The 15695-nt window shown below is 72.4% G+C and carries 13 protein-coding genes and 1 pseudogene; 9 read left to right on the top strand and 5 right to left on the bottom strand.

Annotated elements, in window-relative coordinates; translation table 11 throughout:
* The first annotated feature begins 35 nt into the window (after positions 1–35).
* The gene (locus AB0E85_RS24380) at positions 36–785 is read left to right on the top strand and encodes a GntR family transcriptional regulator (protein WP_361930824.1); all 750 of its coding nucleotides are present in this window, start codon (positions 36–38) and stop codon (positions 783–785) included.
* Positions 786–811: 26 nt separating this feature from the next.
* A complete protein-coding gene (locus AB0E85_RS24375) occupies positions 812–1966 on the top strand; it encodes a type ISP restriction/modification enzyme (protein ID WP_361930821.1) in 1155 nt (384 codons plus the stop codon).
* On the opposite strand, the gene AB0E85_RS24370 is transcribed toward AB0E85_RS24375, so the two are convergent.
* Positions 1963–2679, bottom strand: coding sequence for a TetR/AcrR family transcriptional regulator (locus tag AB0E85_RS24370; RefSeq protein ID WP_361930819.1), 717 nt, complete (start codon positions 2677–2679; stop codon positions 1963–1965). The genes AB0E85_RS24375 and AB0E85_RS24370 overlap by 4 nt on opposite strands.
* Before the next feature lie 63 nt (positions 2680–2742).
* On the opposite strand from AB0E85_RS24370, the gene AB0E85_RS24365 reads away from it, so the two are divergent.
* Both AB0E85_RS24365 and AB0E85_RS24360 read left to right on the top strand, forming a co-directional pair.
* The gene (locus AB0E85_RS24365) at positions 2743–3774 is read left to right on the top strand and encodes an ATP-binding cassette domain-containing protein (protein ID WP_361930817.1); all 1032 of its coding nucleotides are present in this window, start codon (positions 2743–2745) and stop codon (positions 3772–3774) included.
* Positions 3771–4553, top strand: a complete 783-nt coding sequence (locus tag AB0E85_RS24360; protein WP_361930815.1) for an ABC transporter permease — start codon at positions 3771–3773, stop codon at positions 4551–4553. Before AB0E85_RS24365 ends, AB0E85_RS24360 begins: the two co-directional genes overlap by 4 nt.
* Before the next feature lie 177 nt (positions 4554–4730).
* On the opposite strand, the gene AB0E85_RS24355 is transcribed toward AB0E85_RS24360, so the two are convergent.
* From AB0E85_RS24355 to AB0E85_RS24345, 3 genes are all read right to left on the bottom strand, one after another.
* A complete protein-coding gene (locus AB0E85_RS24355) occupies positions 4731–4997 on the bottom strand; it encodes a hypothetical protein (RefSeq protein WP_361930812.1) in 267 nt (88 codons plus the stop codon).
* Between the two features lie 126 nt (positions 4998–5123).
* Complete coding sequence (locus AB0E85_RS24350; protein WP_361930809.1) at positions 5124–5945, bottom strand: anti-sigma factor; 822 nt, start codon at positions 5943–5945, stop codon at positions 5124–5126.
* A complete protein-coding gene (locus AB0E85_RS24345; RefSeq protein ID WP_361930806.1) occupies positions 5942–6484 on the bottom strand; it encodes a sigma-70 family RNA polymerase sigma factor in 543 nt (180 codons plus the stop codon). Before AB0E85_RS24345 ends, AB0E85_RS24350 begins: the two co-directional genes overlap by 4 nt.
* 226 nt (positions 6485–6710) lie before the next feature.
* On the opposite strand from AB0E85_RS24345, the gene AB0E85_RS24340 reads away from it, so the two are divergent.
* The 4 genes and pseudogenes from AB0E85_RS24340 to AB0E85_RS24325 all read left to right on the top strand — a co-directional run bounded on the left by AB0E85_RS24340 (position 6711) and on the right by AB0E85_RS24325 (position 13235).
* Entirely contained in the window at positions 6711–8243 is a 1533-nt protein-coding gene (locus tag AB0E85_RS24340; RefSeq protein ID WP_361930803.1) for a DUF4331 domain-containing protein, read from the top strand.
* A 99-nt stretch (positions 8244–8342) separates the two neighbouring features.
* A complete protein-coding gene (locus AB0E85_RS24335; protein ID WP_361930801.1) occupies positions 8343–9857 on the top strand; it encodes a tetratricopeptide repeat protein in 1515 nt (504 codons plus the stop codon).
* The gene (locus AB0E85_RS24330) at positions 9854–11482 is read left to right on the top strand and encodes a nickel transporter (protein WP_361930799.1); all 1629 of its coding nucleotides are present in this window, start codon (positions 9854–9856) and stop codon (positions 11480–11482) included. Before AB0E85_RS24335 ends, AB0E85_RS24330 begins: the two co-directional genes overlap by 4 nt.
* Positions 11483–11596: 114 nt before the next feature.
* Positions 11597–13235, top strand: a pseudogene (locus tag AB0E85_RS24325) (serine/threonine-protein kinase).
* Positions 13236–13239: 4 nt separating this feature from the next.
* On the opposite strand, the gene AB0E85_RS24320 reads toward AB0E85_RS24325, so the two are convergent.
* Positions 13240–14046: an SGNH/GDSL hydrolase family protein gene (locus tag AB0E85_RS24320; protein WP_361930796.1), complete on the bottom strand. Its 807-nt coding sequence runs from the start codon at positions 14044–14046 to the stop codon at positions 13240–13242.
* A gap of 336 nt (positions 14047–14382) precedes the next feature.
* On the opposite strand from AB0E85_RS24320, the gene AB0E85_RS24315 reads away from it, so the two are divergent.
* The gene (locus AB0E85_RS24315) at positions 14383–15588 is read left to right on the top strand and encodes a S8 family peptidase (RefSeq protein ID WP_361930793.1); all 1206 of its coding nucleotides are present in this window, start codon (positions 14383–14385) and stop codon (positions 15586–15588) included.
* The last annotated feature ends 107 nt before the right edge of the window (positions 15589–15695 follow it).

The raw sequence follows: 15695 nt of genomic DNA, 5'->3' as shown, positions 1-15695 counted from the left end.
TTGCACTGCTCATTTCCTACCGGTACGGATGGCCCGTGACCTCCTTCGCCCCGGACTCCATCGTCCTGAACCGCAAGCTGCCGCTCTGGTATCAGGTGTCGCAGTCGCTGCGCGCCTCGATCCTCGGCCGCTCGCCGCAGGACCCGCTGCGGCTGCCCACGGAGGAGCAGCTGGCGGGGCACTACGGCGTGAGCGTGCTGACGATGCGGCAGGCGCTGAAGGAGCTGGAGGACGAGGGGCTGATCACGCGCCACCGGCGGCGGGGCACGTTCATCGAGCCGCACGCGCGCCGGGGCTCCCCGGTGCGCCTGCTCGGCTCGGTCGACGCCATCGTGGCCCAGCAGTCCGGCATGACGACCGAACTGCTGGACCACGGCAGCACACCCGTGCCGACGGAACTCGCCGAGTTCTTCCCGGGCGTGCGGGAGGTCGCCACGTACCACCGGCTGCGGAGCGACGAGAAGACCGGTGAGCCGACGAATCACGCCCGCAACTACGTGCGGCCCGAACTGGCCGGGCGGATCGACCTGGACGACCTCGTCCGGTGGCCCATGACCAAGGTGCTGCGGGACGTGGTGGGGGCGGACATCAGCCGCATCACGGACACGGTGGAGGCGCGGCTGGCCGACCCGGAGACCTCGACACTGCTCCAGGTCCCCCTGCTGAGCCCGATCCTGCACTACACGGGCGTGACGTACGACGCCGCGGGGCAGGTCCTCGACGTCGCGGTCATCCACTACCGGGGCGACCGGTTCTCCTTCACGGTGACCCTGGAAGCCACCTGACCCGCGTGCCGTCGTCAGGTCGTACGATGCCCAGCGTGACGCACGACGACGCTCCGCTGCTGGCGGACCTCATGCCGTGGTCCGTCGCACCGCCGCGGCTCGGCCGGGGCTGGCCGGCGGCGCCCGACGCGGCGTCCCTCAAGGCCCGCTGGGACGCCTTGGTCAAGGCCGAGGGGCCCGACCGCGAGACCCTGTTCGAACCGACCCGCTCACGCACCCTGCACACGGCGGTCGGGCAGTTGCCCGGCCGGACCGGCAGCGGCACCGGGAAACTGCTGCGCGCCTCGGGGCCCTGCCCGGAGCCGGAACGCGTCCTGCTCGCGCCCTACGACGAGCAGTGGCTGATCCCCGACCAGCGGCTGATCGACGCGGCCCGCCCGGAGCTGTGGCGGGTGGCGGACGCACGGCAGGTCTTCGTGGTGGAGACACCCGAGGCCACCCCGCCCCTGCTCGTCACCTCACTGCTCCCACTGCTCCGCGCCGGCCGGATCCGCCCGCTGTTCCGCCGCCCGGGCGGCCACGAGCCGAACCTGGCCCCCGGTCTGCTGGAACACCTCGGAGCCCGCTTGGGCGCCACCCCGGCCCCGCTGGACGTGCTGGCCTGGATCACGGCCACGGCCCGCCCGGACCTCACCGTCCCGCTCACCGGGGACGCCGACGCGTGGGAGCGGGGCCTGGAGCTGGGCCACCGGATGCTGTGGCTGATGCGCCGCGACGGCGAACGCCCGAAGCTCCCCGGTGGCCGCCGCCCCTACGTCCGCGCCCCGCTGCCCTCCCGGCCCGTGACGCTGCACTACGACCGGGACGAGGAGGCCCTGTTCCTGGACGAGGGCCGCATCTCCCCGGTGCCGCCGGAGGCCTGGGACTTCGAGGTGGGCGGAGTGCGCGTCCTGGAGCAGTGGTTCGCGACCCGTGTCGGCGTGGGCGAGCCGGGCACGCTGGCGGCGATCCGCCCCGTGGCCTGGCCCCAGACCTGGACGTCGGAGCTGCTGGAGCTGATCACCGTCCTCGCGCTCCTCGCCGAACTGAGGCCCCTGGAGGAGCCGGAACTCCCCGGGCCGGTCACGGCGACGGAGCTGCGCACGGCGGGCGTCCTCCCGGTGCCGGGCGCGGCCCGCCGGCCCGCTACCGTGCTGGCGGGCCCCGAGGAGGGCCCGGAGGGTCAACTGGCGCTGCTCTAGCGGAGGTCGGGGTCGAAGGCGTCCAGGATGCGTTCGAGGGCCCGCCGGAACACCGCCTCCAGGTCGACGGGGCCGCTCTGCTCCGTAAAGGCGGCGGTCATCCGCGGATAGGCGCCGGTGGCGATCTGGCTGCCCAGATAGGCCATGCGGACCGCGTTCTCCTCCTCCGCCGACCACGGCATCGCGCGGGTGCGTTCGGCGGTCGCGATCTCGTTGCCCGTGTACGTCGTCACCACCCCGTTGAGCAGCGCGATCAGCTCCGTCTTCGTACCGGCCGGCACATCGAGCGGTTCGAGGCAGGCCAGACAGTGCTCCAGGTAGCGCAGGGTGTTGGGGCTGAAGCCGAACACCCCGGGCATCAGGCGCGGCACCCAGGTGTGGCGGCGCATGATGGCGCGCGTCTCCTCCGCGTTGCGGAGCATGTCGGCACGCCAGTCGCCCGAGGGCTCGAACATCTCGTGTTCGGCACCGACGGCGTCGATCATCAGCTCGTACAGGTCCTCCTTGCGGGGGACGTAGTTGTACAGCGACATCGTGCCGCAGCCCAGCTCCGCCGCGACCTGCCGCATGGTGACCCCGTCCAGACCCGACGCGTCGGCGATCCGCACCGCCGCCGCCGCGATGCCGGCGCGGGTGAACGCCGGTTTCGGCCCCCGGCCGGTGCGCTCGGGGCGCGCCCAGATCACTTCGGGTACGGCCGCTCGGTCCGCCATCGATCATCACCTCGGCCACCATCCTAGTTACGTACAGCGTACGTAGTGCGCTATGGTCATGCCATGACTTCTACGTACGCTGTACTTAGTGAAGGTCTGGAGAAGCGGTTCGGGCAGGTCCGCGCCCTGCGTGGGCTGGACCTCGCGGTCGCCGAGGGGACGGTCTGCGGGGTCCTCGGACCGAACGGGGCGGGGAAGACGACGGCCGTAGGGCTGTTGACCACGCTGCTGCGGCCGGACGCCGGTTCCGCCCGGGTCGCGGGGCACGACCTCGTCCGCGAGGCCGCGGCCGTGCGCAAGAGGATCAGCGTGACCGGGCAGGACACCTCGATCGACGGGGACCTCACCGGGCGCCAGAACCTGCGGTTGTTCGGCCGGCTGCACCGGGTGCGCGGTCCGGCCGGCCGGACCACCGAACTCCTCGACCGCTTCGGCCTGGCCGAGGCCGCCGACCGCCCCGCGTCCACCTACTCCGGCGGCATGCGCCGTCGCCTGGACCTCGCGGCGAGCCTGGCCCGCCGCCCCGACGTGCTGTTCCTGGACGAGCCGACGACCGGCCTCGACCCGGTGAGCCGCACCCTCATCTGGGACGTGGTGCGCGAGCTGACCGCCGAGGGCACGACCGTGCTGCTCACCACGCAGTACCTGGAGGAGGCCGACCAACTGGCCGACGACATCGCCCTGGTGGACCGGGGCCGGGTCACCCACACCGGATCTCCCGCGCAGCTCAAGTCGCTCGTCGGGGCACACGCCGAGGTCGTCGTACCGGACGCGGACCTCCTCGCGGAGGCGGCGGCCGTGCTGGACCGGCTGACGGGCGCGCAGCCGTCGTTCGACCACGAGCGCAACGCCGTCGGCGCGGTCAGCAAGGACCCGACGCTCACGATCCCGCTGCTCGTGCGTGCCCTGGACACGGCGGGCGTGCCGCTGCTCGACGTGAGCCTGCGGCCGCCGACCCTCGACGACGTGTTCCTGCGTCTGACGGAGACCGCGCCGCCCGCGACGACCGGAACGACCACGACGACCACGACGACCGCGACGACCGGAACGACCGCGACGACCGCGACGACCGACGAGAAGGGGCGTGCCGCATGAGCATGCTGGCGTACGACGGAACCGCGATGCTGGGCCGCCAGCTGCTGCGGCTGCGCAACAACCCGGGCTTGCTGGTCCTCACCCAGACGATGCCGATCAGCATGCTGCTGTTCTTCGGCTACGTCTTCGGCAGCGCGCTGGCGGTACCGGGTGAGGCGTACCGGGCGTTCCTCGTACCGGGTCTGCTGGTGGCGACCGCGTCGGGCGGGATCATGGCCGGCATGTTCCAGGCGGCCCAGGACACACACCGGGGCGTGACGAACCGCTTCCGTACGCTGCCGGTGAGCCGGGCGGCCGTACCACTGGGGCAGGCCGCGGCGGACCTCGTGGCCACGGCCGTCGGGACGGTGCCGTTCCTGCTGGTGGGGCTCGCGGTCGGCTGGCGGGTCGAAGGGAGCCCGCTCGAAGCGGCGGGGGCGTTCGCGCTGCTGATGCTGTTCCGCTTCGCGTGCACCTGGGCCGGCATCTACCTCGGCCTGCTCACCCGCAACGAGGCGGCGGCCGGGCAGCTCGGCGGGGCGACGTTCCTGCTGCCGCTGCTGTCCAGCGCGTACATCCCGACGAGCGGGCTGCCGGGTTGGCTGCGGACGGTCGCCGAGTGGAATCCGATCAGCGCGGTGGCGACGGCCCTGCGGGACCTCTTCGGCAACACACCGGCGCCCGACGGGGCGGCCTGGCCGGTGGCCCACCCCGTCGCGGGGTCGCTCCTGTGGTGCGCCGTGCTGCTGGGAGTGTTCGTGCCGCTGGCCGTGCGCCAGTACGCGCACGGGGAGCGGTGAACAGGCGGTCGGAACCGCGGACGTGGCCCCCGGTCACTGCCGGGCGGGGATGAGACACCGACAGGGGCCGTGCCGCGCTCGGGAACACACCTGGCGCCGCTGCGAGCCGCGGGGATGACGGACGACGAGTGTCGCAGCGCTGCGCCAGGGGCGGTGTGACCGCCCGAGCGCGGGCCCCTACCTGCTGCCGAAGAGCGAGCGGCGCAGCCGGCGCAGCGGCGCGAAGAGCGAGACGCGACGCACGCGCGCACCCCTGCCACTGCGGTCGTGCGGCTGACGCGCGGTCAGTTCCCGCATCAGCGATGTCGCCTCGACCGTCTCCCGCTGGGGGACGGCGGGGCCGCCCAGCACCGAGAGGTGGCGGTCGAGGCGCGAACTGGTCGCGCCGCTCCCGCAGGTGATCGCAGGGACCCTGGCCCTGCTGCGCACTGTTATCTGTTCCATGTCACTCCCCACCCGTACGAGTCCACCCGGCCCGGGCAGGTTAACCCTATCGCCCCGTCCGGGCATGCGTGTATCGCGGTCACAGGATTCACCTTCCCCATAAGGGGGTTGACGATGTATCTCCGATCACTCTCCGAATCCAACAGATTTCAGGGCGAGTTGGACGATCGGCTGGCTGGTGGGCTGCGGCGATCCCCCGGCGGGCTCGACGGTCACGGCCAGTGACGTCGCGGAGGTGCCCAAACCCGTGGCGACCAGGGGCGTGTCGCGCTCGAAGAGCCCCAGGGAGCGTGGTTGCGCGCCCGGGCGCATGAGCCACAACTGGTGCACGCGGCCGCCCGTCGGGGCGCCGTATCCGCCGAGGGTGATCACGGCACTCCCCTCCGTGGCGGAAGCGATCACTCCGATGGTGCGGCCCCGCCCGTCCCGGCCACTGCCCGCACGGGCGTCGGGAGCCGCCAGAACGTGGGCGATCTCACGTGACCGATCTTGCTCGGCGGTCAGCCGGTCCTGGGCCCGGTTCGCCTGGACGGCGAAGAGCGACGCGACGACGAGGGCCGCGGCGGCGGTGGCCGTCGCGAAGGGCACGAACAGCGGGATCCGGCGCCGCTGCCGCTGGCGCGGCGGCGGCTGGGCGCCCCACACGTGCGGCGGCAGCTGCGTGGCGCGCGCCCGCGCAGGCGCCTGCGGGGCGGCCCCTTGGGGTGCCGGGTCCTGCGGAGTGGTCCGCACGGCGAGCATGACCCGGTCGCGCAGCGCGGCCGGGGGCGGGGCCGCCGTGGACCAGGCGAGCCGGACCGCGTCCTCGGTCAGGGCGCGCACCTCGGCGGCACAGCGGTCGCAGTCCCCGAGGTGCCTCTCGAAGCGGACGCGCTCCGGGGGTTCCAGGGCGTCGAGCGCGTAGGGCGCGGCGAGCGAGTGCGGATCCTCGCGGCGGAAGAGGCTCATGCCACACCTCCCAGGCACTCGCGCATACGGGTCAGGCCGTCCCGCATCCGGGTCTTGACGGTGCCCAGCGGCAGGGAGAGCTGCTCGGCCACCTCACGGTACGTGTAGCCCTCGTAGTAGGCGAGGGTGACCGACTGGCGCTGAAGGACCGAGAGCCGGTCCAGGCAGCGGCGCACCCACTCGCGCTCCAGCCCGGCCTCGACCTCCTCGGTGACCTGGTCGAAGGCGGGCTGGTTCGCGCGCAGCGCCTCGCGCTGCTCGCGCTCCCCGGCCGCCCGGGCGCTGCGGACCCGGTCGACGGCCCGGCGGTGGGCGAGGGTGAGGATCCAGGCCATCGCGCTGCCCCGGCCCGGGTCGAACTTCGCCGCGGACCGCCACAGTTCGAGGAGCACCTCCTGAGCCACCTCCTCCGACTGGGCGGGGTCGCGCACCACACGCCGTACGAGACCGAACACCGGCCCGGACACCAGTCCGTACAACTCCTCGAAGGCCTTCTGGTCCCCACCTGCCACGAGCAGCAGCAGCTCGTCCGCCTCCACTCGGTCCCCCTCTCCGAGGCCACACCGGGCCTGTCCCCTCGCACGAGGCATTCGCAACGCACACACCTCCGGAGGGTGTTACGGATCAGCGCTCCGAAAACGCGGGTCCCCGGCGGTGAAACAACTTTCCCGACTCGCCGTAAGAACGTTTGAGATTCGACCAATCCGCTTCGCCGACCGCTCCGAATGGCGTGTGTCAGGCAAGTTGGCACGGAGGACGGACGGCATGACACCTATCTCCAGGACCGGTGCGGGACGCGCGAGCATCGCGACCGTGATCTGTGGCGCGCTGGCCGCCGGCGGGCTCGCAGCCGCCGGTGTGACCGCGCTGGCACCCGAGGAGGCCTCCGCCTCCAGCCACCGCGAGGCCCCGCTGATCTCGGGGACCCCGCAGTACGACAACACCGACGTGTACGCGTTCGTCAGCCCGGACAAGCCGGACACGACGACCATCGTCGCGAACTGGATCCCCTTCGAGGAACCGGCCGGCGGCCCGAACTTCTTCACGTTCGCCGAGGACGCCCAGTACGACCTGCGCATCGACAGCAACGGCGACGCGAAGGAAGACCTGCTCTTCCGGTACACGTTCAAGACGCACACGAAGAACGACAAGACGTTCCTCTACAACACCGGGCCGGTCGAGAGCCTCGACGACCCCGACCTGAACATCACGCAGACCTACGACCTCGAACTGATCAAGCTGCGGGACCTGAAGGCCGTGTCGAAGACCAAGGTCGCCGACGACGTGCCGGTAGCGCCGTCGAACGTCGGCAAGGCGTCGATGCCGGACTACGCCGCCCTGCGCAAGCAGGCGGTCCACAAGCTCGCCGGGGGCGCCCAGACGTTCGCCGGACAGGCCGACGACCCGTTCTTCCTGGACCTGCGCGTCTTCGACCTGCTGTACGGGGGGAACCTCTCCGAGGTCGGCAACGACACCCTCAAGGGCTACAACGTCAACTCGATCGCGCTCCAGGTCCCCAACAGCTTCATCGCCGAGTCGCACGAGCAGCCGGTCGTCGGCATCTGGTCGACGACCCAGCGCAAGAACGCCAAGGGCTACTTCACGCAGGTCTCGCGCCTCGGCAACCCGCTGGTCAACGAGGTCGTCAACCCGATCAAGGACAAGGACACGTTCAACGCGTCGACGCCGCGGGACGACGCCCAGTTCCTGGAGAACGTCACCAACCCGGAGCTGCCGAAGCTCATCGAGGCGATCTACAAGATCCCGGCGCCGGACGAGCCGCGCAACGACCTGGTCGACGTGTTCCTCAAGGGCGTCAAGGACCTCAACCAGCCCCCGCACGTGACGCCTTCGGAGCAGCTGCGGCTCAACACCTCGATCAAGCCGGCCGCGAAGCCCAAGCGGCTGGGTGTCCTCGACGGTGACAACGCCGGCTTCCCCAACGGCCGTCGCCTCACCGACGACGTGATCGACGCCTCGCTCCAGGTCGTCGAGGGCGAGCTGCTGGGTGCGAAGAACGACCTCGGTGACGCGGTCGACAAGAACGACAAGAAGTTCGAGAAGTCCTTCCCCTACGTCGCCCTGCCGACGGAGGGTTCGCGCGGCCCGCTCGCCAAGGGCGTCGACGGCGGCAACGACGTGCGCAGCCAGCTGGGCGACGCGCTCCAGCCGGCCGGCGCGCAGGAATCGGACGACATGCGCCTGATCGCCGCGTCCGCGGGGGCCGGCGCGGGCGGCATCGTCCTGATCGGCGCTGCCCTGATGTGGTGGCGCCGCATGCGGAACCGGGCGTACTGACCCGTTCCGCTCCCCCGACCGGCGCGGCCCGTTCCCCGTCCCCCACGGCGCGGGCCGCGTCGCCGACTCCGCACCAGCACATCCGACCGAGGAGAGGTCATGCCTCCGCGTACGACCGACAGCACACCGGAGAGGCGCGACGACGACCGCGCGCCGTCGACGGAGCCGGAGCACGGGACCGCCGGGGAGCGGGAGGACGGCACCGGGAGCGACTCGGCCCTCGAACCCGGCGTCGATCAGCGGGTCGCCGCGTTGCGGCGGGCCGCCGACGGGGGGCGGCGGTGGCGGAACCTGCACCTGGCCGGGTGTGCCGTGCTGCTGGCGGTCGCGGTGACGGGCGGGGCCGTCGCGGTCGGCGGCGGGCAGGACAGCGGGACCGGCGTCGACGCCGTGTCGGCGGCCGGGGCGTTGTCGCCCGGCGATCTGGCCCGGGGAGACCTCGACGCGGGGATCGCGTCCCTTCAGAAGCACCTCCGCGCCCAGCCGAGGGACTTCGGCGGTTGGTCCACCCTCGGGGTGGCCTACGTCGAGCAGGCCCGCACGAAGGGCGACCCCTCCCGGTATCCGCAGGCCGAGCGCGCCCTGCGGCGTTCCCTCGACCTGGAACCCGGCAACGACCAGGCCCTGGCCGGGCAGGCCGCCCTCGCCGCGGCCCGGCACGACTTCCCCGGCGCCCTGAACCACGCCGACCGGGCCCTGAAGCAGAACCCCTACAACGAACGCGCCCTGTGCACCCGTATCGACGCCCTCGTCGAACTCGGCCGGTACGACGACGCCGCGAAGGCCGCCGACACCGCCGACGACCGGCGCCCCGGTGTCCCCGTCTTCACGCGGTACGCGTACGTGCACGAGCTGCGCGGCGACGTCCGTACGGCGCGGTCCGTGCTGGAGCGCGCCCTGGGCTCCGCGAGCGCCCCCGCCGACGTCGCGTACGTCGCCACCGCTCTCGGGCAACTCGCCTGGAACCAGGGCGAGTACAAGACGGCCCTCGGCCACTACGCCCGTGCCCTCGCCGCCGACGACGCGTACCTGCCCGCGCTGGAGGGCCGTGCCCGCGCCCAGGCCGCCAGCGGTGACCGGGCCGCCGCCGTGACCGGTCTCGAGCAGGTCGTCGCCCGGTTCCCGCTGCCCGGTCCGCTCGTCGCCCTCGGCGAGCTGTACGAGGACCGCGGCGCCGACGGCGACCGGGCGAAGGCCGGCGACCAGTACGCCCTCGTCGACGCCTGGACGGCCCTCGCCCGCGCCGGAGGCGTCAACGCCGACCTCGACTCGGCCATGGCCGCCGCCGACCACGGCGACAAGAAGGAGGCCCTGCGCTCCGCCCGCGCCGAGTGGGACCGCCGCCACAGCGTGCACACCGCCGACGCCCTCGCCTGGGCCCTGCACGTCAACGGCCGCGACGAGGAAGCCCTGCCGTACGCCCGCCGGGCGACCGCGACCGGCTACCGCAACGCCGTCTTCCTCTACCACCGCGGTGTCATCGAACGCGCCACGGGCGAGGAGCGCGCGGCCCGCAGGCATCTGAAGGCCGCGCTGGACCTGAACCCCGGCTTCTCGCCCACCGGCGCGCGTGAGGCCCGGGCCGCACTCAAGGACCTGGAGGGGAACCGGTGACCCTGCGCCGGCTGTTCGCGTCCGGCGCCGCCGTCCTCACGGCCGCCTGCGCGCTCACCCTGCTGCCCGCCGCCACGGCGAGCGCCCACCCGCTGGGCAACTTCACCGTCAACCGCTACGACGGCCTGGTCGCCACCCCCGGCGAGCTGCGGGTCCACCACGTCGAGGACCTCGCCGAGATCCCCGCGACCCAGGCGGGGCCGGACATCAAGCGGCTGGGCATCGCCATGTGGGCCCGCGAGCGGTGCGCCACGGCCGCCGAGGACAGCCGCGCGACCGTCGACGGACGCGAGCTCGCCCTCACCGCCGAGCGCAGCGAGGCCCGCGTGCGGCCCGGGCAGGCGGGGCTCGACACCCTGCGGGTGGAGTGCGAGCTGACCGCTGCTCTGCCGACGGGCGAGAAGGCCGTGTCCCTCGGCTTCCGCGGTGCGGGGGCCTCCGGCGGCCCCGGCTGGCGGGAGATCACCGCGCGGGGCGACCGTATGACGCTCGCCGCCTCGGACGTGCCGGAGAAGTCGATATCGGCCGAACTGACCCGCTACCCGGAGGAGTTGCTGTCCTCCCCGGCCGACACCGCGTCGGCCGCCCTGCGGGTGCGTCCCGGCGGCCCGGCCCTGGCCGAGGAGGGGTCGGACGCCCCCGCGGCCTCGGTGCTCCCGCGCGGCGCGGACCGCTGGACGCGTGCTCTGGACGACCTGGTGGCCCGGCAGGACCTCAGCGCCGGCTTCGCCGCGCTGGCCCTTCTCATCGCCGTCGTCCTGGGGGCGATGCACGCGCTCGCGCCGGGCCACGGCAAGACCATCATGGCCGCCACGGCGGCCGCGCGGGGCGGGCAGGCCCGGATGAAGGACGTCCTGCCCATGGCGGCCTCGGTGACCGTCACCCACACCCTGGGCGTGGTCGCCCTGGGCCTGCTGGTCACGGCCGGCTCGGCGGCGGCGCCTTCGGTGATCGCCTGGCTCGGTGTGGCCAGCGGCATCCTGGTGACCCTGGCGGGTGCGAGTCTGCTCCGCCGCGCCCTGCGCAACCGCGCGCACACCCACCACGCACACGGTCATCATCACGGCCACGGAACCCACTCCCACGACCACGACGGCCACACCCACGATCACGACCATCACGGTCGGCACGACCACGACCACGACCACGGCCGCAAACACAAGCACGACCACGACCACGACCACGACCACCCACACGATCACACCCACCCTCACGCCCACCCTCACGCCCACACGATCGAGCACACCCACGGCGGTTTCACCCACAGCCATCCCGTCGCGCCCACCCTGCGCGGCACGATCCTCATGGGCTTCGCGGGCGGGCTCGTGCCCAGCCCGTCCGCCGTGGTGGTGCTGGTCGGCGCCGCGGCCCTGGGGCAGGCGTGGTTCGGGCTGCTGCTGGTCGTCGCCTACGGCGTCGGACTGGCGCTGACCCTCACGGCCGCCGGATACGCCGTCGTGAAGGCGGGCAGCGGCATGACCCGGCTCCTGGACCGGCGCCCCCGCTGGACGGTGGGCCCGATGGCGGCCCTGGTGCGCCGGACCGCTCCGCTCGGCTCGGCCTTCGCCGTGGTGGTTCTCGGTGCCGGACTGGTGTTCAAGGGGGCGGCATCCGCACTCGGCTGAGTTACGTTCGTGAGGCGTCGGACGTCAGGAGAAAAACGGACGTCGTGAGGAAATCCGACCTCGTGGGGAAAACACACCCCATGGAGATTTCGCCCGGCTGCGAATGGGGGCGCCGTGTTCGAAGAACCGGGCCATGAGCGTGTGATCGCCGGCCGCTACCGGCTGCTGGCGCCGCTCGGCGAGGGCGGCATGGGAACCGTGTGGCGCGCCCGCGACGAGGTGCTGCACCGCGAGGTGGCCGTCAAGGAGGTGCGCGCCCCGTCCGGGCTGGCGGGGGACGACGTGCAGCGGATGTACGCCCGGCTGGAGCGTGAGGCGTGGGCCGCGGCCCGGGTCGCCAACCACAACGTGGTGACGGTGTACGACGTGGCGACGGACGACGGCCGGCCGTGGATCGTCATGGAACTGGTCCGCGGACTCTCCCTGGCGGAGGTCCTGGACGCCGAGGGCCCGATGGCGCCGCAGCGCGCGGCGCACATCGGCGCCGAGGTGCTGTCGGCGCTGCGGACGGCGCACGAGGCCGGGGTGCTGCACCGCGACGTGAAGCCGGCCAACGTGCTGATCTCGAACGACGGCCGGATCGTGCTCACCGACTTCGGCATCGCCATGGTCGAGGGCAGCTCGGCGCTGACCATGACCGGGGAGGTCATCGGCTCGCCGGAGTTCCTCGCCCCGGAGCGGGCGCTCGGCCGTACACCGGGCCCGGAGTCGGACCTGTGGTCGCTCGGGGTGTTGCTGTACGCGGCGGTCGAGGGCCACTCCCCCCTTCCGTCACGACACCCCGCTGAGCACCCTTCGGGCCATCGTCGACGAGGAGTTGCCGCCGCCGTACCGGGCGGGTCCGCTCGCCCCGGTGATCGAGGGGCTGCTGCGCAAGGACCCCGAGCAGCGGCTGCCGCCCGAGCGGGCCGAGCAGGATCTGCGGGCCGTCGCGGCGGGCGGCGCTCCGGGCCCTGATCCGACGCGGGCGGTGGCGTTCCCGCCGACGGTCGCGGGCCACCCCGAGCCCGCTCCCACGCCCCCGCTGCCGTTTCCCGGCCCGTCGGCGGCCTCCGGTACGACCGCCGCCACGGCGGCCACCGGCCGGGACCGGGACCGCAGGACCGGGCGGGTGCTGGTCGCCGGTGTGATCGCGCTGGCGCTCGCGGTCGGCGGTCTGACGTACGCGCTGCTCAACAACGGGGACGGTTCCGACGGCAACGACCAGGGGGCCGGGGACGCCACGCCCACGGCGACCAAGAGTGCGCCGGAGGACACCGCGACCGAGAAGTCCAGCCCGTCGCCGACCCCGAGCGAGAGCGAGGAGAGCAGTCCGCCGCCGCAGTCGGTGCGGGTCGCCCTGGAGGGCCGGCGCACGGACTACGCGGGCACCTGCCCGCCGCCGAACGCCCAGGCGCCGGAGTTCACGGCGACGCTCACGGTGGGGCGGCTGCCGGCCGAGGTGAGCTACCGCTGGGTGACGCGGGACGGCCAGGTGCTGGACGGGGGCTGGAAGACACTGTCGTTCGCGGAGGGCGGCGCCCGTTCGAAGCGGGACACGGTGCGGGTGACGACCGAGGCGGAGACCGGGACGTTCGAGAACGAGATCAGCGTCGAGGTGCGGGAGCCGGTGCGGACGAGGTCCGAGTCGGTGCCGTTCTCCGTGGCGTGTGAGGCGGAGACCCCGACGGGCGGGGCCTCCCCTTCTCCTTCCGACACGGACTCGGGCCCTGACGCGGAATCGGACTCGGACTCGGACTCCGGCTCCGGCTGAGCGGTCAGTCGTTGCTGTTGAGCACCGGCAGGTAGCCGCCCGACTGGCCCGGTGCCTTCGGGTGGTAGGACTCACCGATGTTGAGCCAGCTGACGCTGTGCAGCCAGGAGTCGCCGGAGCAGATCTCGTGGCCGGTGAACGTGGTGCGGACGTCGCCGAAGGCGAAGCCGTGGTTCGCGGCACGCTTGGCGATGGCGGTGTTGAGGTGGTCGGAGGCGTCGTTGATGGCCTTGCGCTTGGTCTCGGACAGACCGAGGCAGGTGGCGCCGAGCTTGTAGAAGCGGGGGTAGCCGAGGACCACGACCTTGGCGGCGGTGGCCTTGGAGCGGATGGCCGAGTACACGCCGTCGAGCTTGCCGGGGAGCGTGGAGTCGACGTACGCCCGGGCGGTGTTGATGCGGGAGACGCAGGCGCTGTCGGACTGGGTGACACAGGTCGTCATGACGTCGGCGAAGCCGGCGTCGTTGCCGCCGACGCTGATCGAGACGAGGGCGGTGGAGGCGCTGAGCGGAGTGAGCTGATTCGCGAGAACATCACCCGTTCGGGCGCCCGAACAGGCGGTGAAGGCGAAGGTCGAGGGTGAGTTGGCGGCGGCCCAGAGGTAGGGATAGGCCTTCGTGCTGCGCTTGCAGTCGCCGCTGGAACTGATGTAGCTGCCGGCTCCGACTCCCGAGGAATAGGAGTCACCGAGCGCCACGTAGCCGCCAGTTGCGGCGAGTGAGGACGCCTGCGCCGTCGCTGCCCCGGTGAGGGCGGTGCCGACGGCGAGGAGGAGCGAGCTCACGAGGACGACAAGTCGGGAACGTCTCATGGAACCTCCCTTTAGCAGGATCTCTGCCATAACCGTGGTAGCAGCTACGCGTGTTGACAGGAAGTGTCCATGCCAAGTCTTTTCGGTCCATCCGCGGATACTCGGCACGTTCCCCACACCCCGTGTTACGCGTCGGACCTCTCTTGTTACGTGCCCATGACAGATTTGTTGACGGATGCTCAACTCTCTTGTTCTACGCCGGTAGTTGGTCGACGCTTTACTCCGGCCGGGAGCGGAACGCGACGCTCCCCGGCCCGTGTGCGCGAGCACGCGCACACCCCCACATGACGCGCGCCCCACCCAGGCGCGCGCCGCCTGGAGGAGGACTCCCTCGTAATGGCACAACTGCGTAGCAAGAGACTCGGGTTCGCCGCACTCACCTCGCTGGCGACCGCCGCCCTCGTGGGCGGGCTCACCGCCCTCCCCGCCCAGGCCGCACCCGCCGAGGGCCGGGTGCTCGCCGCGGACTCGCCGGCCGCGATCAAGGACAGCTACCTGGTCACGCTCAAGAAGAGCGCCGGCCTCAAGGCCGCCTCGGCCGCGGGCAAGGGGCTGGTGAAGGAGTACGGCGGCTCGGTCGACAAGACGTTCGGCAAGGCGCTGAACGGCTACTCCGCCACCCTCTCCGCCACCGACGCACGGCGGCTCGCCGCCGACCCGGCGGTGGCCTCCGTCGAGCAGAACCAGCGGATCGGACTCGCCGCCACCCAGACCAACGCCCCCTGGGGCCTGGACCGCATCGACCAGGCCTCACTGCCGCTCTCCGGCACCTACACCTACCCGGACAGCGCGGGCAGCGGCGTGACGGTCTATGTCATCGACACCGGCGTGCGCATCACCCACCAGCAGATCAGCGGCCGTGCCTCCCACGGCTACGACGCGGTCGACGGCGACAGCAACGCCTCCGACGGCAACGGCCACGGCACCCATGTGGCCACCACCATCGCGGGCTCGACCTACGGCGTCGCCAAGAAGGCGAAGATCGTGGGCGTGCGGGTGCTGAACAACAGCGGCTCGGGTACCACGGCCGGGGTGATCGCCGGCATCGACTGGGTGACGAAGAACCACTCGGGACCCTCGGTGGCCAACATGTCGCTCGGCGGCGGCGCCTCCGCCACCCTGGACACGGCCGTCCGCAACTCCATAGCCAGTGGCGTCACGTACGCCGTCGCCGCGGGCAACAGCAGCACCACCGCCTCCTCGTCCTCTCCGGCCCGGGTCGCCGAGGCGATCACGGTCGGCGCCACCACCAGCACGGACGCCAAGGCGAGCTACTCCAACTACGGCTCCGCGTTGGACATCTTCGCGCCGGGCTCCTCCATCACGGCCGGCTGGCACACCGGTGACACCGCGACCAACACCATCTCCGGCACCTCGATGGCGACCCCGCACGTCGCGGGCGCGGCGGCGGTCTACCTGGCGGGCCACACCTCGTCCACCCCGGCCCAGGTCGCCACGGCCCTGGTGAACGGCGCCGTGACCGGCAAGGTCACCGGCGCGGGTTCCGGCTCGCCGAACCGGCTGCTCCAGCTCGTGCAGTGACCGCGGACCGCACCGGCACCTGAACACACGTTCCCCGGAGGCCCTGATCGCCTCCGGGGAACGCATGTTTATGCGAAGGGAACGCGCAACTTGCGTCGCACAAGGCG

This window comes from Streptomyces sp. NPDC029044, assembly GCF_040637495.1.
In the GTDB taxonomy this organism is placed as follows: Bacteria; Actinomycetota; Actinomycetes; order Streptomycetales; family Streptomycetaceae; genus Streptomyces.
The sequence above is the reverse complement of the archived record's forward strand: the minus strand, read 5'-3'. Positions and strand labels throughout refer to the sequence as shown.